This is a genomic window from Carboxylicivirga caseinilyticus (genome assembly GCF_050589785.1).
Lineage (GTDB): Bacteria > Bacteroidota > Bacteroidia > Bacteroidales > Marinilabiliaceae > Carboxylicivirga > Carboxylicivirga caseinilyticus.
The window spans coordinates 75,141-98,077 of sequence record NZ_JBNGOX010000012.1 but is presented as its reverse complement, the minus strand read 5'-3'; the positions used below and the strand labels follow the sequence as shown (position 1 = coordinate 98,077).

Annotated in this window: 13 protein-coding genes; all 13 read right to left on the bottom strand. The window is 37.4% G+C overall.

Annotation, left to right across the window (positions count from 1 at the left end):
- Positions 1-8 precede the first annotated feature (8 nt).
- A complete protein-coding gene (locus tag ACRD62_RS08505; RefSeq protein WP_430819713.1) occupies positions 9-1,685 on the bottom strand; it encodes a cellulase family glycosylhydrolase in 1,677 nt (558 codons plus the stop codon).
- A gap of 398 nt (positions 1,686-2,083) precedes the next feature.
- Positions 2,084-3,712 (bottom strand): glycoside hydrolase family 9 protein, encoded by a 1,629-nt coding sequence (locus tag ACRD62_RS08500; protein ID WP_430819712.1) that lies wholly within the window; start codon positions 3,710-3,712, stop codon positions 2,084-2,086.
- Positions 3,713-3,771: 59 nt separating this feature from the next.
- Positions 3,772-4,986: a glycoside hydrolase family 27 protein gene (locus ACRD62_RS08495; protein ID WP_430819711.1), complete on the bottom strand. Its 1,215-nt coding sequence runs from the start codon at positions 4,984-4,986 to the stop codon at positions 3,772-3,774.
- A 57-nt stretch (positions 4,987-5,043) separates the two neighbouring features.
- Positions 5,044-6,210 carry a sialate O-acetylesterase gene (locus ACRD62_RS08490; RefSeq protein WP_430819710.1) on the bottom strand — a complete coding sequence of 389 codons (1,167 nt, stop codon included), beginning with the start codon at positions 6,208-6,210 and terminating at the stop codon, positions 5,044-5,046.
- A 37-nt stretch (positions 6,211-6,247) separates the two neighbouring features.
- Positions 6,248-7,450, bottom strand: coding sequence for an AGE family epimerase/isomerase (locus ACRD62_RS08485; RefSeq protein WP_430819709.1), 1,203 nt, complete (start codon positions 7,448-7,450; stop codon positions 6,248-6,250).
- Between the two features lie 39 nt (positions 7,451-7,489).
- Positions 7,490-8,869 carry a sialate O-acetylesterase gene (locus ACRD62_RS08480; RefSeq protein ID WP_430819708.1) on the bottom strand — a complete coding sequence of 460 codons (1,380 nt, stop codon included), beginning with the start codon at positions 8,867-8,869 and terminating at the stop codon, positions 7,490-7,492.
- A gap of 69 nt (positions 8,870-8,938) precedes the next feature.
- Positions 8,939-10,321 carry a glycosyl hydrolase gene (locus ACRD62_RS08475; protein ID WP_430819707.1) on the bottom strand — a complete coding sequence of 461 codons (1,383 nt, stop codon included), beginning with the start codon at positions 10,319-10,321 and terminating at the stop codon, positions 8,939-8,941.
- Positions 10,322-10,548: 227 nt separating this feature from the next.
- Positions 10,549-12,657 (bottom strand): glycan-binding surface protein, encoded by a 2,109-nt coding sequence (locus ACRD62_RS08470; protein ID WP_430819706.1) that lies wholly within the window; start codon positions 12,655-12,657, stop codon positions 10,549-10,551.
- A 13-nt stretch (positions 12,658-12,670) separates the two neighbouring features.
- Positions 12,671-13,816: a glycan-binding surface protein gene (locus tag ACRD62_RS08465; RefSeq protein ID WP_430819704.1), complete on the bottom strand. Its 1,146-nt coding sequence runs from the start codon at positions 13,814-13,816 to the stop codon at positions 12,671-12,673.
- A 25-nt stretch (positions 13,817-13,841) separates the two neighbouring features.
- Positions 13,842-15,551, bottom strand: coding sequence for a RagB/SusD family nutrient uptake outer membrane protein (locus tag ACRD62_RS08460; protein WP_430819703.1), 1,710 nt, complete (start codon positions 15,549-15,551; stop codon positions 13,842-13,844).
- Positions 15,552-15,563: 12 nt separating this feature from the next.
- On the bottom strand, positions 15,564-18,722 hold the full coding sequence (locus tag ACRD62_RS08455) for a SusC/RagA family TonB-linked outer membrane protein (RefSeq protein ID WP_430819702.1): 3,159 nt from the start codon (positions 18,720-18,722) through the stop codon (positions 15,564-15,566).
- Between the two features lie 568 nt (positions 18,723-19,290).
- Positions 19,291-20,268 (bottom strand): cellulase family glycosylhydrolase, encoded by a 978-nt coding sequence (locus tag ACRD62_RS08450; RefSeq protein ID WP_430819701.1) that lies wholly within the window; start codon positions 20,266-20,268, stop codon positions 19,291-19,293.
- A gap of 61 nt (positions 20,269-20,329) precedes the next feature.
- Entirely contained in the window at positions 20,330-22,921 is a 2,592-nt protein-coding gene (locus ACRD62_RS08445; protein WP_430819700.1) for a beta-mannosidase, read from the bottom strand.
- Positions 22,922-22,937: the final 16 nt, after the last annotated feature.

Below are 22,937 nucleotides of genomic sequence, written 5' to 3'. Positions count from 1 at the left end.
ATTTACAACTAATTATTTGCACCATCAATAATTGCCTGAATAGCATCTGATTTAATCTGTGCACCTGTGCTTCGGTTAAAGAGGCCAAAATCGCCGGCTCCATTGTCCCAGATAAAAGGAATGAATCCATTTGCCTTGGCTTCACTTGTAACTGTTTTAAGGAAATAATTACGTGACTCATTATGCAATTGCAATGCGGTACCACTTAATGATGAACGATATATTGCCCCGTACTCCCCAAGTATAATTGGGTAACCCAAATCATAATATGCAGCTTTCATCTTGCCAAATTGCTCCTGTAAATAATCTTCCTGCCCCCAACTGGTTACATCCGTATATCCCTGTCCCCATTGGGTGTTATAACCGGCGTCAGTTTTCAGAGTGAATTCATAAGGATCGTAGTAATGCACCTCAACAAATAAGCGATTGTTGACCACATCCGTAGGTAACTCAAAATACTTTAAGCCCCAACCAATGTTTGTATTATATGTTTGAACAATCAGGTTTCGATAGTAATTCTTACCACCCGTTGATCGAACAGCATTAACAAAAGTCTGGTTAAAAGATTGTTGTACTTCTATATTTTCGGATGATGGTTCACTGTAATCCTCGTGTACCTCATTAGTACCTGCAAACAACAAGTGTTCATCATAATCTCTGAAATAAACTCCTATTTGTTGCCACAAAGCATATAACTGCTTATTGATTTCTTCCTGTTTTGAATATACAGGATGTTCTTCCAGCCATCCACCATCCCAGTGAGTATTAATGATGGCATACATCTCGTTATCAACACAGTAATCCACTACTTCTTTAACACGGGCTAACCAGGCATTATCTATTTCATAAGTTTCATCATCAATAATGTATCCGTTCCATGCACATGGGATACGAACCGCATTAAAACCGGCAGCTTTTACTCCGTCTATTAAATCTTTATTTACCATTGGATTACCCCAGTTCGTCTCTCCACCTGGCACTTCTAATGAATTACCAACATTCCAGCCTGCAATAATTTTGGCAGCTAAGTCAATAGCTGTACTTTCAACACCAGTTTCATCTGCTTCAATAGCAGGATCAATCCCTTCTTGTGTAACAGTTGCCGTTTCACTTATATCTTCTAAAGTAAAAGTGATGGTACCTTTACGAATTAATATTTCAGAATTCTCTTCAATAATAAAGGTCCTTGAATCTTCTATTTCACTTTTCAATTCCTTAAGTGAAATCCAATCACTATCAATATTAATTGCTACATCACCAGAACGTTTAAAAGAGATCGTTAATTCCTGAGCCTCCGGATTAAGAGTATATTCATCAGTTTCAAGAACCAAAACGATATTCTTATCCTGTTGAACTAAAATTGTTTCTGTCAGATCCCTGGCTGTAATTGTTATAGTGGCTGTTCGATCTTCTGTTTCTGTGTTTTCTGCTGCTGTTACCTTGATCGTTTTAATTCCAGCTTCAGCCGATTCAGGTGTAACGACACACCAGGAAGCTGAACTTTCTATAGTAAATTCAACATTTGAAGAAACAGTTAAAGATTTCGTCTGCTCTTCATTTGTGAAATTTAATTCTGTTGCTGAAACTACTAACTCTGGTGTTAATTCTGATGAGTTATCGGAACATGCCACCAAGGTTAACAAAACATAAAACAAGACCAGCATATTACTTTTTAGTTCTTTCATCTTCGTGTTGAATCATGCCACCCGTTAAAGGATTGGGTAATTATTATTAATATATCTTTCAATTCAGTTTACAAATAAAGCCTTCACCCATTAGCAGGATTTTATATTCCAGATTTCTGAGCCATACATTGCTTAACATGCAGTAAGCTTGAAACCTAACCAAAGCAAAAGTAGATCAAGACTTTATTTGGTTTCTAAATTTTTGTTAATGATAGATGTTTAAATGATAACACATGTGGCTATTTTGTTTCTGTTGTATACATCATTAGTTAACAAGATCGGACAGCAATCAATTTCAACTAATTGATTATATAACACTTAGCCTGAATAACACTAAGAATATTCTGATTGCTGTTTTTCTGGTTAGAGACAGGATATTCAGCTAGAAAGGATTGATTTTAATAAACCGAAGACAACAGATAAACTAAACCGGCCTGCCAGTTAATAGCAATTTCATTATGGCTATAACTTTCTTCTTTATCAACCCAGTCAATAGCTGTATGTCCTCCACCAACAATATATCCCGGCCACGGAGCATCAACAGAATCGGCTGCACTCCTGCGCGAATGCGGATACATAGGCGGATTTATTCCCAAACCGGTAATGTAAGATCTGCCATAATAATTACACCCAAACAAGTGACTGACAATGCTAACCGATGCCTCTGCATACTTTTTATCTGGCTGAAGTAAATTAGCAACTCCCAGATTAATTGAATGACGGGCTACAGTCCCGTTGCAACCCCAGAAATACTTATCAAACGATCTGCCATACACATCTTGTTGTGTGTTCTTCACTATTGTATCAGCAACCGACAAAACAGATGCTTTAGCTTTTAAATATAAATCCTGATTTTGAGTTTCAGTTGGATGCAATACATAACCAAAAACACCAAGATTACCTACATTTCCCCAATCCCAATTTAATTCAACTAAATTATCCAGCACACTTAAACGTTGTTCAAGATCATTGAGGTAAAGTTGATCACCTGTTGCCAGCCACATTTCAGCAGCAGCCCATAAACGATCGTCCTCATCATTGGTCTGGTACCCACCGGTTGAAAAATCGCCTTGCTCAAACTTAACATGCTCAGGGTTTTTCAATAAACATTGGTAACTTACTTTAGCCGCTGCCAAACAGCTATCGGCATACAATTCATCAAAAGGACGTAAATTTCGGGAGGCCATCGCCATCATTGCTACAAAATCAGCTGTAGCAGCAGAACTCCAGGTTGTAAAATATCTTTTTTCATTATCCGTTTCCGGCATAATAAAACCGGAAAAGAATTTGCGGGTTAGCTTATGAGACACACGACCTGAGCCATCATTGTATTGCATTTTAAACAACCAATCAATCTCATATTTAATTTCCTTCAGAAAATCAGGGAATTTTGCATTGACACTATTTTCAGGCAAGTGCAGATTCAGAGCAGATAACTTATCGTTGAAATGCTCCCATGCCAGAAACAGAGAACCAACCGTTACACCTGCATTCACGGTATACTTTCCATAGTCTCCTGCATCGTGCCATCCGCCAACACCATCCTTCTTTTGCTCATTATCTTCTTCATAAGCAGTATAACCATCATCGGTGTGACATTCTGCATGTGTATAAGTTTGTCCGTCATACTCTCCTTCAACTGCCTCACCACAACGCCACAAATAAAAAGCACGCATCGAAGTATACAGCGGTTTCTTAAAAACATCGTTGCTAATTGTAAATACAGGAGAAGCTACATCACCTACTTTAATATAATAGTTACCAGGCTGATTAAGGTCTGAAAAATTAATCCTGGCGACTTTCTCATTTATATCATTCTGAAATATCGTTAGACTGATCTCATCTTTAAAAACTGTTTTTTGAGTCTGATGATCAATAATTGAAAAGGTGGTTTCTGATGGTTGTGTTATACTGGCATATTTTGCATCATCAGGCTTATAACCCAGTGAATTAACTTTAATACTTGTTTTTGTAGTACAAGATGAAATGACTAATATAAAAAGGAGATTGAGGAAGGAGATTTTCATAGCTTTGGGATTTAAGAAAGCAGCATAAGCCAGTTGCCTGACCTATACTGCTGTTTATTCTATTTTTTCTTTGGTGTTAGTCTGATCATTAACACATCATGCCCTGGTATTGTGGCTTTCAGATTCTTTTTAGTTGTAACTAAATCTTTATGATTATAAAGATCTCTGATGGTGTATTCGTTTTGTTCTACTGACAGACTTCTTCCGGATAAATCATCTTTAACCGGATGCCATGACCAATCATGATCGATTTCAACAGGTTCCTCGCTCATATTAACAATGGCAAAAGCCCACTCTCCATCGGCCATTGGCTTAGCCCACATTTCAATTTTACCTTCATCAGAATGACAATAGGCCTGAATACCCAACTTATCCTGACTAACTGCAATTACTTCCTCATTTGTTAATATTTCGATGGTTTCTTCTGATGCCGAACGTAAATCATTACCCATAATTAATGGCGAGGATAACATTACCCACATGGCAAAGTGAACACGATCCTGACCAACAGGCATTCCATTACCCACTTCCATCATATCAAAATCGTTCCAGTGACCTGGTCCTGAATATTTACGTATATCCTTGCGTAATTTGATGATTGGCCAAACACCTAATGACGACCATGTACCATGTCCTACCTTACAATCCCAGCAGTTAATGATATCGCCGGTAACACGCCACATGTGCCCCATTTCTTCACCCCATTTCCAAGGATCGTTATCACCCCATTCACAGATACTGAAAAGAATAGGACGACCAGTTGCATGCAAGGCATCACGCATGGTTTGATATGCACCTTTGGCATTCAGATTTTCGGTATTACACCAATCGTACTTTAAAAAATCAACTCCCCACTCGGCATATAATTTTGCATCCTGATACTCAAAACCCCGGCTACCCGGATATCCGGCACAAGTTTTATTTCCGGCACAATTATAAATACCAAATTTCAATCCTTTACTGTGCACATAATCCACAACCGCCTTCATTCCGTTGGGAAATTTTTTAGGATCGGGTACCAGATTATAGTTCTCATCACGTTCCATTGCCATCCAACCATCATCCAACACCAAATACTCATAACCTGCATCCTTCAAACCCGTCTCTACAAAAGCATCAGCAATATCTTTCACTAGTTTTTCATTGATATCGGTTCCGAAAGTATTCCAACTATTCCAACCCATCGGAGGAGTTAAGGCAAGGTTTTCAGCTTTTTGAGCACTTACATGTAAAGCAAGTAAAGCCGCAACCAACAATAAAATTCCCTTTTTCATAAAACACTATTTATATAACTATTTATTCATTTTCCGTTTGACCATAAAACTGAATACTTATTCAGTTACTATATCTTCATATCCTAATAATGATAACATTTTAACAGCATATCTTTTACCTAATTCTCTATAACCTGCTGAATCAAAATGAGCTTCATCCTGCCCAGTACAACCGTCTGAAGAAATTACATGAGCATTGGCAATATGCGATGGTAAGGTGTTTATTATTGGATTCATCGAACTACAACAATTGCTTTCACCAGAAAAAACTTCACCTGCCAACAGAGGTGTTTCATCAGGACAAAGAGTTAAATCCCACATCATGTCTTCATAAATTTTCCTGACGTAATTTGGCCATTCTGCATCACCTGTATTGGTTTCTCCCTGATGCAACAGTATTCCTTTAATTACACCATCTTGTTGAGCCACTTTAGCAAGATCAATCAGATACTGATATGGATTTCCATCATAGGCTGCTACCTTATCTGTAAACCAACTCTCGTTATAGGTAGCTGTATAATCCTGATAAATATCCTTATCAAATAATCTGATATCACACCCACCAATTGCCACATTGATAACTCCAACTTTTATTGAATCAGGAAGATTCGCGATCAGCGTTCGCCCAAAATAATCAGCTGGAGTTAAACCCGATGCACATTGACATAATGGTGGCACTGCATCACGCCATTTACCCTTTGAACCTAAATCAGAGCAATCCAAAGCCTGTAATACCTGAAATCGCTCAATAACAGTCTTATCCTGAGATTCGATGGCACCTTGTCCTTCCATATTTGACTGACCAAAGCACAGGTAAATATGAAAATTAGGGTCTTTATGACGAACCGTTTCTTCTTTTGTTGTAAACATCAGTTCTATTTCTTCATCTAATTTTACCCCATCCATATTAACAAGAGCACCTTTGGGAATCAAAATTTTATATTGAGTGCCCGGTGTCATATTAATGGACAAATTCAACTTTGTATATAAAGCTTCAACTGTTGCTGAAACATCATTGACAGTAATGCCATGATTTTCTGTCAAATAAACGACCTCATTGAAAGTTAACTCTATATTTGAGGATATATCCACATCCGTTTCATTATTCGCTGGGATGCTTGATCGAAATTCAGGTGCTGGTTTTTCCTCCGTTTCAGCTTTAGTACATGAATTACTGAAAGTAAAATGAGAAATAATCATTAGTGATAACAGGAATCTTTTCATTGTATTCAAATCATTTAGGTTAACTATAAAAAGACAATTAGTTATTTATGGTTTTTAGTCTGTTAATCACTTCCAGCAAAGCTCTTGAATTATGGTATGGACATTTCCAGAATCCAATTTTACAATCTTCCAGTACCGGTTGCCCATTTGCTTTTACTTTACCAAACCACTCACCATTTTCTTTGTCTTTTACATACGATTTGATAAAATCCCACACTTTCTGAATAGCTTCCAGATAAGCCATATCGCCTGTATTTTGATATACATCCATTAAACCAACCATGGCTTCGGCTTGCGGCCACCAATGTTTATCAGTATCCAGATGACCATCTTCTTTTTCATAGAAAACACTTCCATCGCTATCCATACCCTCCTTAATGGTAACATCCACCATGCGTTTTCCAATTTCCTTCATTTGGCTTAACAGTTCTTCATCATGTATTTCATGAGCCGCCTCAGTCAATAACCATGCACCTTCAATATCATGACCATAAGACACAATCTCAGATTTTACTGTCCAGTCCATATCGAAGAATAACTGAAAATGTGCAGTCTCCTGATTAATGATATGATCTCTGAAAACTTCAAGTAAATGCTGAATACGTTTTTTAAGATCAGCATCCGGCCACATTCGATATAAATTGGTATAAGGTTCAATTATGTGGAGATGCGTATTCATCGACTTTGGTTCGTTGGCATCTTTTAAACTTAAACGCATATCCTCCAATGGTGTCCAATCATCATCCAAAGCTTCAATGTAACCTCCCAACTCATCATCCTTGAAATATTTCTCAATAAGTTGATATAATTCAATGGAACTTTCCAGAGCTTCTTTCTTGCCCGATGCTTTATAGTATTCTGATAATCCATAAATACCAAATCCCTGAGCATATGCCTGCTTACGTTTATTGGATACCTCACCTTTTGAATCAACGGCCCAGTATAAACCACCATTTTTCTTATCCCAGAAATAAGTCATAAGATAGTCATAAGCCCTGTCAGCTAATTCCAGATACTTCTTATCTCCATAAAAATTACAGGCTGCAGAAAAGGTCCATAACAATCGGGCATTTAATACTGCACCTTTATCTGCATCTTCTTTTTTATCTCCGGCACGGTCTGTTTCCCCGATAAATCCTCCTCTTACAGTGTCCAATGAGTGATCCGCCCAAAACTTTAATATCTCTTTCAACTCCTGATCCATCTCCTGGATCATATTTTTCATTTCTTCTGTTTTCATTCTTAAAAGTGTTCTATGCTTTTGACCTTCTACAAATACTTATGGCATATCGGTATTAAAACAGGATGCAGGTAAATTATCACTGTTAAACAAGCCAGGTGTAGCTGCATTAGTCCATGCAAATCGCACAGCAACCGGTTCTTTCACCTTACTACCTAAAACCACAGTATTTTTTCTGATTTTTGCCTTTGTCTTATGCCATTCTCCATTTTGGTCCTTCACTTCAAATAACGATAGTGCATCACCCTTAACATTTAATCCATCGGCATGATCAAACAAAACAGTTACTTTGGTTCCTTTAACCTGATAAGATGAATATTGCGGCCCATAAATTGGCAAATCAGTTTTACCATAGGTTTGATTTAAAGCCAGATTAGCAAAACGCAGCCCCACATCTTTCTTATTCCGTGGATGAATATCAATGGTATCTCCAATATCACTGGTCATTACCATACCGGTTTTTGCAAGACTCAAAGCCTTTCTTTGAGCTTCTCTGATTTCAACTCCTGAAGTACCTCCATAACCATTCCATGGAGCAATCTGAGCAAAATAGAAAGGTAAATCTTTTTCAAAGCCGGCTCTCCACGATTTAATCATGGTCTGCAACATTGCGGTATAAGTTGATGGATTGGCAGTATTTGCTTCTCCCTGATACCAAAGCACTCCGGCAAACTGAAATGGCATCATAGGTGCAATCATTGCATTAAAGGCTCTTCCGGGTTCAACCGGTCCCCATGGTACTGGCTTTAAAGATTTTGCAGATGTTATTAATTGAGAATCTGCTTCTAATACTTCCTCCGGCATCCATACTTCCACTGGTGTACCACCCCAGCTTGAACAAATCATTCCAATTGGAACATCCAGATTTTTTTGCAGTTTCTTACCAAAAAAATAACCGACCGAACTAAAATCCAACATGGTTTCAGGAGTACAAACATTCCATTCACCACTAACATCATGGGTAGGATTTAAAGCCGTGCGTGGCGTTACAGTAAATAACCGAATATTAGGAAGATCTGCTTCTTTCACAGCTTCTTCTTTACCTATTATTCCTCCCCTTGTTGTCCATTCCATATTAGACTGACCAGACAATAACCAAACTTCTCCAATCAGAATATCTTTCAATGTAAGTAAGTTATAGCCCTGAATAGTAATTTCATAAGGACCTCCTGCTTTGGGAGTCTGAATTTGAACTGACCACTTACCCTGATTATTAACCACTGTTTTCAAGGTATCAGCACTCCAACCTGCTTTTAGTTTTACTTCTTCCAGTGGTTTTCCCCACCCCCATATCTTAACATCACTTTGCTGCTGAAGCACCATATGATCAGCAAAAACAGCAGGTAAAGAAACATTGGCTTTAGTTGTAATAGAAGTTATTACCAGCAAACCAACAAGCAAAAATCGAGTCTGTTTCATTTTGTAATATTTAAATCATAAAAGGGCAACCTGCATTTTTACAGGCTGCCTGAATACTATAAGGTTTTCTCACTTTAAATCCGGCATCTCATCCCTTGTAATTACAAAGCTTTGGGCAACAGCGTCTGTCCACCATGTTATATTAGCATGATAGTGATCTGTCTGGTAAAAAGCATCACTATTAATTACATTGGTTCTATCATAATCATACCAAGGCATAAAATACGACCAGGTTGCACCTGCACTCCATTGCTCTGATATTGGTGAAACTCCACCCATTTCACTCAACGTTATAATCTTATTAGGATAAGTTTCCTGTATGGATATATATTGAGAGGCTATATCAGAAGCATCTGTATTGGTATAAATATCTCTTCCTACAATATCAACATACTCATCTCCCGGATAGAATGCATTATCTTTTGTTTGAGTAGTCCATACCCATATCAAATTATTTAACCCCTGATCCTCAAAATAATTAAACATAAATTGCCAAAGCGCTTTGTAGGTATCTGGCCCTTCGTATCCCCACCAAAACCAGGCTGTTCCATTTGTATATTCATAAGTATTTCCTGCAGCTTCATGAAAGGGTCGCCAGATGAGCGGAATATTTTTCTCCTGCAAAAGTTTCAAATAGCCAGCCAACTTTTCTAAATCGGCCATCGCTATTGTATTTTCCCAGGTTCCGTCAATCAATACATTCGATGCTTTAAAAGTGGTTTCTTCAGGTTTATAGGTGAACTCATTGCTATTTGCATGCCCCTCGTAACGTGGTACAATCCAGTGCCAGTTAGCACAAATCAATCCATTATTATTCCACCATTCTTCAAGGAAGGTTGTTTGAGAATAATCAATCCAGTTGGCTGGAGACGCCGGAAGATGAATATAATCAACCGTTGTCATGGCCGGATATTTTCCTGTATGATAATTTACCCATTCTGCTTCGTTTGTATTCCACGATACATTAGCATGAACGGATGATAAGCATTTACTCCCATAGTTTTCTCTCAGGAAGTTATAAACATTAACAGCCTGAGTTGAAGCATTGGCAGATACTAAATTCTCATCAATTGAAGTTGCCGGGCCTTCGACCGTGCTAAACGAAAACTCAATATCATCAGCCAACAAAACATTATCCATATTTATCAATGATCCCTTGGGAATACTGATCGTATATTCTTTTCCTTTGAGAAGCGATGTGTTTATTATTATTTTGGTATATGCCTCCGTAACATCGGCCGCCACTCCATTAACCGTAATATTATAATTATCTACCAAATACACTACTTCATTAAATGTAACCTGTATTTGAGTTGATATTTCAACATTTTCTTCCTGATCTGCAGGGATACTGCTTTTAAAAACAGGGGGAGTTTTTGGTTCTTCATTATTATCATTTGAACATGATAATATCAACATCATGAATAACAAAAACGACAGTGATTTTTTCATAAAGACTCTACATTAACTAATTTTATCAACTATCTGATCTAAATAATAGATAGTTATATTAATTTCAACTATCTGTAAAATGATAAAATATTTACACAAAACTAACTACTGATTTATCCTACGACAAGTATGATTTCCTCATTCTTGAATAGTTTTTTATCAAGTATTATTTAAAAAGAAAGGCTGCATATAAAATACAACCTTTCTTCTCAATGATATCTAATTAATTATTTTGGATCGAGTCGCAAGTTGTCGAAGCTAATTCCACCCGGAATAGGACCTCCATATAAACCATTAGTTCCAGATGACATATCCAAGGTTCCGCTTAAACCTAAGGCAGATGCATCCAACGATACTGTTACCCAATCGCCACCTGTTGTAGCCGGCATTAATCCCGTTCCGTACCAGTACCATCCATCACCTAATACATACATCAATGATGCATTTTCGGCTCCAGTTACGCCTTCTTCTATTTTAACATCGAATTTAATAACGTAGTTTTCCACATTCTCAACCACCGGAGCAGGAGCCCCATTAGCCTGGTGATTACAATTTATTATCCATCCATCAGAAATTACATCATCAACATGCAAATACATATTATCTCCTTCATCAATTATAGATGTATTACCACTCCATCCTGCATCCCACCATCCATTATGATCACCATGCTGTTCATAGTCAACCAGAATAACAGTTTCAGATGTGATAGGATCTGTTCCTCCAAAGAATAATTCGGGCAAATAACCTTCTTCTCCTTCGTAAGTTACCAAACGTATCTGACCAGTTCCTCGTGTAACATCTTCGGGTACGTAAACTTCAACTTTAGTTGGGGTTTTTTCTCCGTATGCTGTTGCAACAATCTCGCCCGGAAATACTAATTCCTTAATCAGATCCATATTGGTTCCGTTAAGTGTTAATATTTCACCGGGTGTTCCTTTTCCCTCAGTGTAATACTCAAAGTTTGGAAGATTTTGAAGCACTTCTAATTCTGATACAGATACCACTTCTACACCATTAATAGCTACTAAAGTAACTACTCCCGTTACAGCACCAACCGGAACAGTAACAGTAATCTCAGTCTCGCTTTGAGCAACTACTGTTCCCTGTACACCTCCACTAAACACAATTGAAGCAACCAAATCAAGGTCGGTTCCTGAAATAACAATGTCGGAATTAGGCTTGGTAGATAAAGGTGTAAAGCTGCTCAAAACAGGATTTACAATTGTAATTGTTCCACCTGATATTTCACTACCAAAAGTAGTATAGAAAGTCACCTCTCCCGACACTGCAGCATCAGGTACTGTAACCATAATTTCAGTTTCAGTTCCTCCGGATTGAATAGTACCTGAAACACCACTTGAAAAGGTAACACTACTGATTAAATCCAGATTTTCGCCTGATACGGTTAAAGATTCTCCGTTTTTAATGGTTGTTGGCGCAACACTTAATTCAGGCATTACCATTACTAACTCATCATCCGATACTACAGAAACATCCGACGCCAATTTAAGAGTGACCACACCATCCTGAGCAGTCAAAGGAACTGTAACAGTTATGGTGGATTCATCAACGACTGTAAAGTCTGTAACTGTAACATCACCTCCGAAAATAATTTGGGTAACCAGATCCATATCAGAACCTGTAATGGTAAGTTCTGTACCCGATTTAACAGGATTTGGAGATATACCATCAATAGCAGGAATTACTACTTCAAGTTCCGATTCAGAATAAACAACGATTGGATCATCAGCAGCATTCGACACCGCAATTTTTCCGGTTTGAGCTTCCGCTGGAACAATTAACGAAATTTGCTTTCTTTCCTGAGTAATAAACAGAGTGCTATCTACAACCACTCTGTTTGTAAAAATAACCTCGCCAACCAGATTCAGATAATCACCTGTAATTACCAATTCGCTGCCTGGTTTTAGTGATGCAGGAGAGAATTCGTCAATTGATATAGGCTCATCGAATCCAATTTGTGTTAACGTTTTAATTGTGTCATTAGCTGTTGCCATATATACATATCCTTCAACTGCATCTTGTGGTACAATTAATTTAATACTGGTTGCAGTATGATCAGTAAAATCAACCTTAGAAATTACAATTTCATCAGGTAATATAATACTGTTTACATCCAAAAAGTTTTCACCAATAAAACGTAATTCTGCACCACGTGCAATTGGCATCGGACCATAGCTTAAAAGCTCAACACTGGTAGATCCAGTATCTTCATCTTTATCACACGATGTAAATAAGATCCCTATCGAACTAACAAACAGAATTGCCAGCAACAATGTTATGAATCTTATTTTTCTATAATTATTTGTTCTCATAATAATTCAATTCTTAATATTTGTTAGGCACAATTCTGAAGTTATCAAAGGCGATATCACAGTCAAGCTCACCACTTCCGTGTATCAACACACGACACCAGTATCCTTCCTCACTTACTTCAATTACCGAACCGGCATCTTCATAAGAAGTGATCATTTCATCAAATGGAATCGTTACTGTTTTCCATTCCCCTTCAGTATCATAAGGAGGTGCCCACTGATATGCATCATTGTTTTCAGATGTCAATCCGAAATTAAATTTGATCATATTATTATCGTATGGCAACAAAGTATTAACCTCAAACTTAAGACTATACAAGCCAGGTTGTAGAATAGCCTCATCAGGAATGTTTTTACTGATATCACCCATTGCACTTGCCGGTCCACCAGCAACCTCAACCCAACTCCAGCTACCAATGGTTTTATTCACTCTGATGTAATTTCCATTGATCAATTCCGGATCATCTTCACCCGGATTACTAACCACATAATCAGCATTCCACCATCCGGTAAACGGATCGCTACTTATTACGATATTACGATTGTCGCGGAACATAAATGTAGAGCTTCCTGTTCCATAGGTTGATTTTACAGAAATCTGCCCCTCTGTAGCTCCTTCAGGAACAATCACTTCAATTGTTTCGTCTTCAACTGATACAATTTCACCTTCTAAATCTCCAGGGAAAATAACCGAAATAGGTTCATAGAAATAATTACCATGAATAACAGCCACTCCACCATCATTCACATATTCACAATCCATTGAAGTAACACTTGGTTTATTAATTGCAACTGTAAAATCATGCGTCAGGGTATAACCATCATTAAAGAAAATTACAAACTGATTAGTTACTTCCTCTGGAATATCGGTTGGTACACGAACCAAAATCGATGAATTGGTTACGTAAGGTATGCTTAACGAAGCTTCAATATTATTGAACTCAATACTAATGGCTCCTCCAAGATTTTCACCCATAATGGCAATTAACTGCCCTTGACCAGCACTTACAATCAACGAATCGGCAGAATCGGGATCTGTGATACGAACGTAATCAATGCTTGGTGTTCCAGGTGTATCATCGTCGCTACAAGCATTGTATAGCATTACCAATGCAAGCGTCATCAACGTTAGATATATATATCGAAATTTATTTTTCATCATTTTCAATTTAAATTTCAGGGTTTTAATTACCAGTATAATAATCCACAGGATCTAATGTAAGACTTGGCATACTACCTAAATCAGCTGTTGGAATCGGTAGATAAAAATTACCTTCAGTAGCTGTGATGGTACGCTCAGTATGCCATGACGTTTTTACAAAAGTCCAGTAATTTGGATTTGGGAACTGATCGGCATATATGGCAAACAATCCTCGATCCTGACTATTTAAAATGCTCAATGCTTTTTCTTTGTTGTAATAGAAAATATTACTCAAATCGTACATGAACATACTTTCCATTCCAAACTCCAGAGTTCTTTCTTTGAACAAGTCATCGGCAGTGAAATATGTTTTATCGCCATCACTCAATGCCAGATTATTCAAGCCAGCTCTTCTACGAATCATATTTACATACTCTAATGCAGTTACATCAGAAGACTGTTCGTTATCACCCAGCACAGCTTCCGCATAAATCAGATACATTTCAGCTAAACGCAACATGTATGTATTGTTTGGGTAGTGTTGCGAAGAAGCTCCTTCGGCTATATCAACATTTTTACCGCAGATGTACTTTTTAGTACAGGCAAATGCATAATCAGATGTACTGTTTGGATAAATACACTCCTGTGTAGTAACGGTCCCATCTTCGAGAGTAACATCTTGTGTAATCTCTGGATATTGGGCACCTGGCAACATAAATGTATTATACAAACGAGTATCAAGTGTTGCTCCTCTTATGGTATCACCAGTTGTTCCAATTTGATTTATTCCTTCAAACTGGGAAACAAAATACCATGAAGCACTGTAAGCTCCACCCCATCCATCACCATTTGCGATATCTGAACTATAAGCAAGATAAGCAGGCACAGAATTACTTGGTCCCCATGATGTTGAATAGACCCATTGCAGTTCAAACAATGACTCATTGTTATTATCATATGGATAAAGGAATAGTGAACGATAATCTTCCAACAATGCTTTACCACTGTTATCAATTACATGCTGAGCGAAATATTTAGCACTATCCAGATATGTTTGGTTACGAACTCCCCCACTTGATTCAACACCCGCTCTTGATAAATAAAAACGAGCCAACATACCTTCAGCCGAATACTTAGTAATTCTACCAGTTACATAAGGTTCTTCCGGCAAATCATCAATAATATCGCGCATTTCTGAAGTTAGGAATTTCCATATACTTGAAATTGTATTTCTTCGAATATCAGTAGAATTCATAATTTCAATATTATCCTCAATAATTGGAACAGCTCCCCAGGCTAAAACCAAATTACGATAAGCACATGCACGCATAAAGCGGGCTTCTGCAATTGCCATTGTTTTTACTTTATCCGAAACATCTTCAGTGGCATATGTATTTATATTTCTGATAGCAAGGTTTGATTGTTGAATCACTGTAAAAAAGGCATTCCATCCGGCAATAACTTCCGAGTTATCACCATTTGCATTAAATGCACCAAATTCACGGCTATTCCAGGGAGCCATCATAATACCACTTCTAAGATCACCAATACTATATGATGCCTTATCGTTATAATCGAACCACATACGACTATACAAAGGTGCTGTTGCAGCCATTACCTCTTCATCCGTTTTATAAAAATCAGCATCGGTAAGTGCATCTTCCGGAGGTCTTACCAAATAATCTTCAGAGCAATTGGCAAGAGCAAACATTACAATTAGGCCTATCAGCCAGTTATATTTTAAAATCTTCATAATACCTGATCATCAAAAGTTTAACACTAAATTAAACGTATAGGTCGGAGTTAACGGATAACGTCCGGTATCAATACCAATTGCCTGGTTAGCGCTTGAAGCGTTACTTCCAACGTATGATCCAACCTCAGGATCATAGCCTGTATATTTGGTTAAAGTGTATAAGTTCTGTGCACTTACGGCTACACGCAGATTTTTAATATACCGGGTTCTTTCCAGCAATGATTTAGGAACTGTGTATCCTAAGGTTATATTCTTCAGTTTCACAAATGAACCATCCTCAACCCATCTACTTGAAAAGCGTGTCCAGTTACCATTAGGTCCATAAGATATACGAGGTAAATCAGTGTCAGCATTCACAATGTAGGTATCACCCTGTTCATCCATTGCAATTTTTGCATAATCAATTGCATCTTTCATCAGGTTTCGACCCAAATTTATTTGCGATGGATTTGAGTTGATCATTCTCACATAATTATAGATATCATTTCCATAATTAAAGGTTATCAATACACTTAAGTCAAAGTCTTTATAGGTAAAGTTATTCGTAAAACCACCAAAGAATTTAGGCCAAGGATTTCCTATAAATGTGCGATCATTAACATCTATAACTCCTTCTGCCCCTGCTTCTCCTTCAATGTTTTTGTATTTTACATCACCAACCCAAACATTATCTTCGCTTATTTCCAATCTATTTCCGTCGGAATCAGTTGGAATAGCACTGTTATAAATCTCATCAACTGACTGAAACAATCCATCATATTCATAACCCATAAACATCCATGGCGAGTAACCAACTGCAGTTCGTTGCGTCCAGTTATTCATCCACCATGAAGTACGATCAAAAAAGCCCAATTCACTATTCAGGCTTTCAACCTTGGTATCAACCCCGGAAATATTAAAATTCATATCCCAGCGAAAATTACTAGTCTGAATATTGGTTGACAACAGGCTAACTGCCCAACCTTTGTTACTGATTTTACCTGAATTCACGGTTGGAGCGCCTGCTCCACCATTACCCGATCCTCCCATAAATCCAGGAAGACTGGCATCAAAAATCAGATTATTGGTTGCTTTCTCATAAATATCACCTTCAATCTGAATTCTGTTCTCAAATAAGTGAATATTGATACCAAGGTTATTCGTCATCGTCTCTTCCCATTGCAAATCAGGATTCGCAATTTTACTAGGTGAGAATCCGGTACCCCATTCTGTAGCTGTTGTGCTCAATGGAGAATAGATTCCAGACCCCCAACCAGAGTTACCCGTTAAACCAGTTTCGAAACGTACCTTTAACTCATTCATAAATGGAACATTAAACCAGTTTTCCTTACTAATTCTCCAGGCAACAGATCCTGCAGGAAAGAATCCCCATCGGTTATTGGCTCCAAAATTAGAAGAACCATCACCCCGAACTGAACCCTGAAGAATATACTTTTCGTTGTAGTTATAGTTCAATCGGAAAAGGTAAGACTCCATAGCCCACGAATTACTTCCTCCACTTGCAACAGATGTGCTTTCATCACCTGCATTTAAGTCCATAATATCATTAGTCAGAAATCCATCACGATAACCTGTGTTTTGTTTCCAGGTTCCTTCTTTATATTCATGCAGTGCTGTAGCGTCAATAAAGTGACGATTAAAAGTTTTATTAAAGGTCAACTGCTGTTCCCAGCTATAGAAAGTACTAACTCCTGTAAAATCAGTAAATGAAGCTCTATCGTTTACAAACCACCCTATTTTCATCTTTGGATTAAAATAGATGGCATTTTGAGTGTTGTAGCTACCATTTAAACCGGTTCTAAAAACCAAACCATCAATAATATCAGCTTCAATATTTACTCCTCCGTTTAATTCTCTTCTAACATTTTCATTAGTTCTTAAACTGGCAATTGCAACTGGATTGACTGGAGAATATTGATTTGATCCTTCTTTTGTTTCAAACCCTCCCCATGAACCATCAATATTTCTTACAGGAACCTGAGGGGTATTTTGCAAAGCATTACTAATAACACCTTCTGAAGTAGTTGTTAGAGTCTCCCTAATCTGCCTAAAGTTAGCAGTTTCTCTCATCCGCAGCCATTTTCGTGGCTCCTGAGAAGTATTGACTCTAAAGTTATAACGCTTAAACTCCGATCCTGTAGCAACCCCTTCCTGATCCAACAACTCACCGGAAATATAATAAGTTGAAACTTCGCCCGCACCACTAACACTTATTTGATGCTTCTGCATTGGAGCGTTCTTAAACAACTCGCTTTGCCAATCTGTACCTTCACCAAGGATAGATGGATCCAGAAACTCCTCAGGTGTTGTGCCTCCGGCTATATCATGAAACTCTTTTACCATCTGAGCATATTCTCTCAGATTCATTACATCCAGATGTTGTGGAGTCGTTTGCAAAGAGTAAGAGAAATTATAAGAAATATCTGCATCTCCTTTTCTACCCCTTTTAGTTGTAATTATAACAACACCATTTGTTGCTCTGGAACCATAAACTGCTGTAGCTGATGGCCCTTGTAAAATTTGAATATCCTCAATATCTGATGGATTAATACCTGCCAGAGGATTGGTCGAACTGGTACTACCTGAGCTAACTGAAGATCCACCAATCTGTAAACCATCAATAACATACAAGGGTTCCGTCGAGCCATTTATCGTACTAACCCCTCTGATAATCATTGACATTCCACCACCAGGCTGACCAGAATTTTGAGTCACATAAACACCCGCAGCCCTACCCTGAATGGCTTGCTCCATTGTGGTATTGACAGTTTTTTCCATTTGCTCATTGGTAACTCCAACTTGTGCTGTAGTCAGGTTGGTCTTTTTGGCAGAACCATAACCCACCACCACAACTTCATCGAGACCTTCGGATTCAACCTTCATTTTTACATCCAAAGTTGAAAGATTGGTAACATCCAGCGTTTGACGTTCGAAACCAATAAAAGTAAATACCAACTTAATATTTCCTTCTGGCACTTTTAAGGTAAAATTACCATCCATATCAGAGATAGTACCCTGTGTTGTGCCTTCAATAACGATAGATACACCAGGCAGTGGCTGACCTGTGTCATCTTTAACCTTTCCTGTAATCGTCCGGTTTTGGCCAAAAAATGTATGAACCATAAACAACATGACAATAACAGTCAGAAATCGCAGATTTACATTCATAAGATTTGATTTAGATTAACTGATTTAATTTTGTTATTGTATTTTACACACTATCAACAGTTAACAAATTTATACATTTTTTGCTTTACATTTTCAACATTATATATTCGACTTGAAAAATTTAATGCATTTTTATACATTCCTTACTAAAAAACACAAAACCGATAAGGGAACAAATCTCACAGAGCAAAACTCACTCACAACACACTAATATAAAATATTTAGAATAACTACCTTTGTATATCGGGAATTCAAAGAAGTAGAATATTGCTAATACACATTTATCGTTATTGCAATTTCATACTATTTATATGCAATATTAATTTTATAACAATTGATAATTTATATTTTATATTTTTAACGTTTCAGAAAAGAACGAAAAGTTTAAACAGAATTACAATCAACATTGTAATTATCATAGTAACAATATTAATTATCTCAAATAATTAATAGTAAACTTTAATTTTTTAGATAAGGCCCTTCTATGGCAGGAATAAACATGTAGAAGCACATCAAATCGGGATAGAAAACTTTTATACCCACATAAAAATAGCATTCAATGGAAAATTTATTTAAAAACAGTGGCCTTTTTTGCAGTTTCTTTAATCCCTTTAGATGCCAACAAAATTTCTTCTCCCCATTCGGTTAATGATTTCCAATCTTCTATCGAAACAATATCCAACCATTGATTCTCTTTGTTATTTCCTGTCCACGACCAGGGCAAATAACCAATCTCTAAATCATCACAAACCTCTAATACTCTTCGGTGATTTACCTTACAACCAAGATTATTGTCACCATTATTATAGTTATAGCCAAATTCTCCTACTATAATTGGCAGATGCAAATACTGAGCTTTAGTAAGTTCTGATTCAATTTGAGTATCATCATTCCAGGAGCCATACATATGAACAGAAAACAATAAATTATGCTGAGGATCGAAATCTAGTAATTCCTGTCCATATCTGATAACTGGCGACATATTCTGCCCCCAGCCAGGAGCATCAATTACAATAGTAGTTTTATAACCTGCCTGACGCATTTGAGCAATTGTTTTTTTATAAGCATCCCTCCAATATTCATCCGTGGTATTGTGATTACCCCATTCGTTTGCAATATTTAATAGTAGATATCTCTCATATCGATGCACAAGGCTTTGCATTTCATCAGAAACAAAATACTGCACCATATCCAAAAGTTTTGCATCGGTTGAATCTCCCGTTGCATCATGCAATTCAATCATTGGAATCATTTGCAAGTCAATACATCGTTCAACTATTTTATGCAGATCATCAACCGCAATATCTGCCTCCCAAACTATTCTTACACAATTGACATTGTATTTTACTAATTCATCAAGGGCATGGTAAGATTTTTCAGGAAACCACGCATGAGGCATATTCATGCCTCTTATGACAAATACCTGCCCATGAGCATCGGTCAACCTACCATCTTTTATGCGAAAAACCTCTGTATCAGTCGATAGATTACAACCAGAAAAAATTATAATAATGAGTAAAACAGAATAATTTATTACCACTCTCATAGACCTTGCAAAAAGAAATTATTGATCTGCCTGCAAAAAAGTTTACAGGCAGATCCAGATATTATTTTACCATTTGTAGATGCATCAATTCAATATCATTTTCCGAAACAATATCCACTCCCTTAATTTCAATAGTATACGTTACTCCAGGCAACATATTAAAGTAATTATCAGAGAATTCCGCCTGCTTATTTTTGACCTTAACATATAGGCTAAAGACCATTTTGTCTGCAGACAAATCAAGATATAATTTATCACCTTCTTTTCTCAAAGTATGACTCAATTCTACTTCGGGGAGTTCCATAAACTTTGGCTTAACTAGAAAAGCCATATTTTCCGCTAAAACCTCATCCCCTCTTTTTGCCTCCATATGCAAAATAACTTCTTCTTTTTTAACACCCTTCAATAATTCCTCATAACCCAAAGACCTAACCATCGAAGAAGTATTTGCCTCCATCACTACTTCTTCTTCAAAATCAGCCACAACTTCACCATTCAACTTCACAACACTAACCTTTAAGTGCACATCTTCTTTTTGGTGATTATCCGAAACCAGATAAACATCCACTCCATCAGCTTTCACATCAGCCGAAACAATTACAGGTTCATACCCTCTCTTGACAGCATAATGCATTGCTTTCCACTTATGATAATAATCAGTACTACTCCAGCTCGCAACCGGCCAGCAATCGTTAATCTGCCAATATAATGTTCCCATGCAATAAGGCATTTCACGTCGATGAGCTTCTACAGCCATTTTAGCAGCACGAGCCTGTAAAACATGACTCATATATAAAAACTGCTCAAAATCACCAGGCACATTTTTATACTCCCAACTCATGTATTCTTTAATTCTTAGATTTCCGATACCGCTTCGCTGATGAGCTGCCATTACCTCCGACTCAATATCATAATCTTCCGGGATAGCATACGTCTGAACAGTTTCAAAATCAGGGAATGACTGAAAACCATATTCACTAATAAACCTTGCTTTATACTTTTTAAAATCTTCAAAAGGATGTAAACCATGCCACACACCCCAGTAATGCATATCACCCGAAGTGGTTTCGTAGCCAGCATGTTGGTCGGGCTCATAACCAGCCTGTGGTGATGAAGGCCAGTAAGCAATATCAGAATCATTCTCAGCAATTACCTGTGGCAAAATTTTATGAAACACATCCAAATAGGCTTTTTGAATCTCGTCCTGTTGTTCTTTGGTATATCTCTGTTTCCAGCCCCAGCCTCCTTCGCTGTAATAATTCCATGCAGTGTTTATCTCGTTATTTCCACACCATAAAGCAATAGATGGATGATTTCGTAAACGTTTTACATTATCAATGGCCTCTTGTCTTACATTGTTCAAAAATACTTCATCACCCGGATACATTGAACAGGCAAACATAAAATCCTGCCAGATTAAAATACCGTTACGGTCGCACAGATCGTAGAAATAATCATTCTCATAAATACCACCTCCCCAAACACGCAACATGTTCATATTGGCATTTACAGCATCGGCAATCACCTTCTGATAATCCTTTTCAGACACTCTTGGAAGAAAATTATCATTCGGTATGTAATTAGCTCCTTTGGCAAATACTCTTAATCCGTTTAATTCAAATAAAAAGGACTCTCCTTTATCGTCTTTCTCGCGAACCAGCTTAATTGACCGAATACCTGTTGATACTTTTTTATCAGCAATTAACTTATTTCCTTTTTTAATGCGAACCTCAAAATCATACATCTTAGCTTCACCCAATCCATTACTCCACCATAATTTTGGCTTTTCAATCTCAAAAGGAAGTTCAATTACATTATTACCTGAAGTTAATTCAGCTGTCTGACTAAGAATCACCTTTTGATCCGTACTATTAAATAGCTCCACTTCAACTGATGTTGATGATTCTGAATTAACCTCAACCACCGCCTCTAACTCAGCTTTCTCAGCATTTACCATAGGCTGTTTGATCTGCAAAGAGGTTACTTTTGCATCATTCCAGGCCATCAATTCAACAGGACGCCATATACCAGAGGTAACAAAACGAGGTCCCCAATCCCAGCCGTAATGATAACCAGCTTTACGGGTAAAAACAGAGACTTTTTTATCTCCCAGTCCTCCATTTTCTGACTGATCATTTGATGCCGGGTAAGAATAAGCAGCTGCATCATACAATTCAAGTCCTTTCTTTATAGGAGAATGCAAATATACTTTCAGCTTATTTTCACCTGCTTTGGCTAATTTCTTAATATCTGCTTCCCACTGACGGTGCATATTAAAAGCACTCAACACCAAAGAATCATTCAAATAAACATCAGCATAAGTATCCAAACCATAAAAATGAAGCACCAATCTGTCGTGTTGTATGGTTTGGTCATCAATACTGAAAACAGTTTGATATACCCAATCTTCTTTATCAATCCATTGAAGATCTTTTTCATTGGTTCGATAAAATGGATCTTCAATCTGACCATTGTTCAACAAATCGGTATGTATTGTACCTGGAACTGTGGCATTACCTGAATAATCACCATTTACCTGCTGATAAGTCCAGCCATCATTTAATTGCTTCACTATCATGGTTTCTGATTGGGGTTGCTGACATGCATTTAGTAAACCTAATACACACATCGAGGCAACAATTAGCTTTTTCATAACATGGGATTTTTTT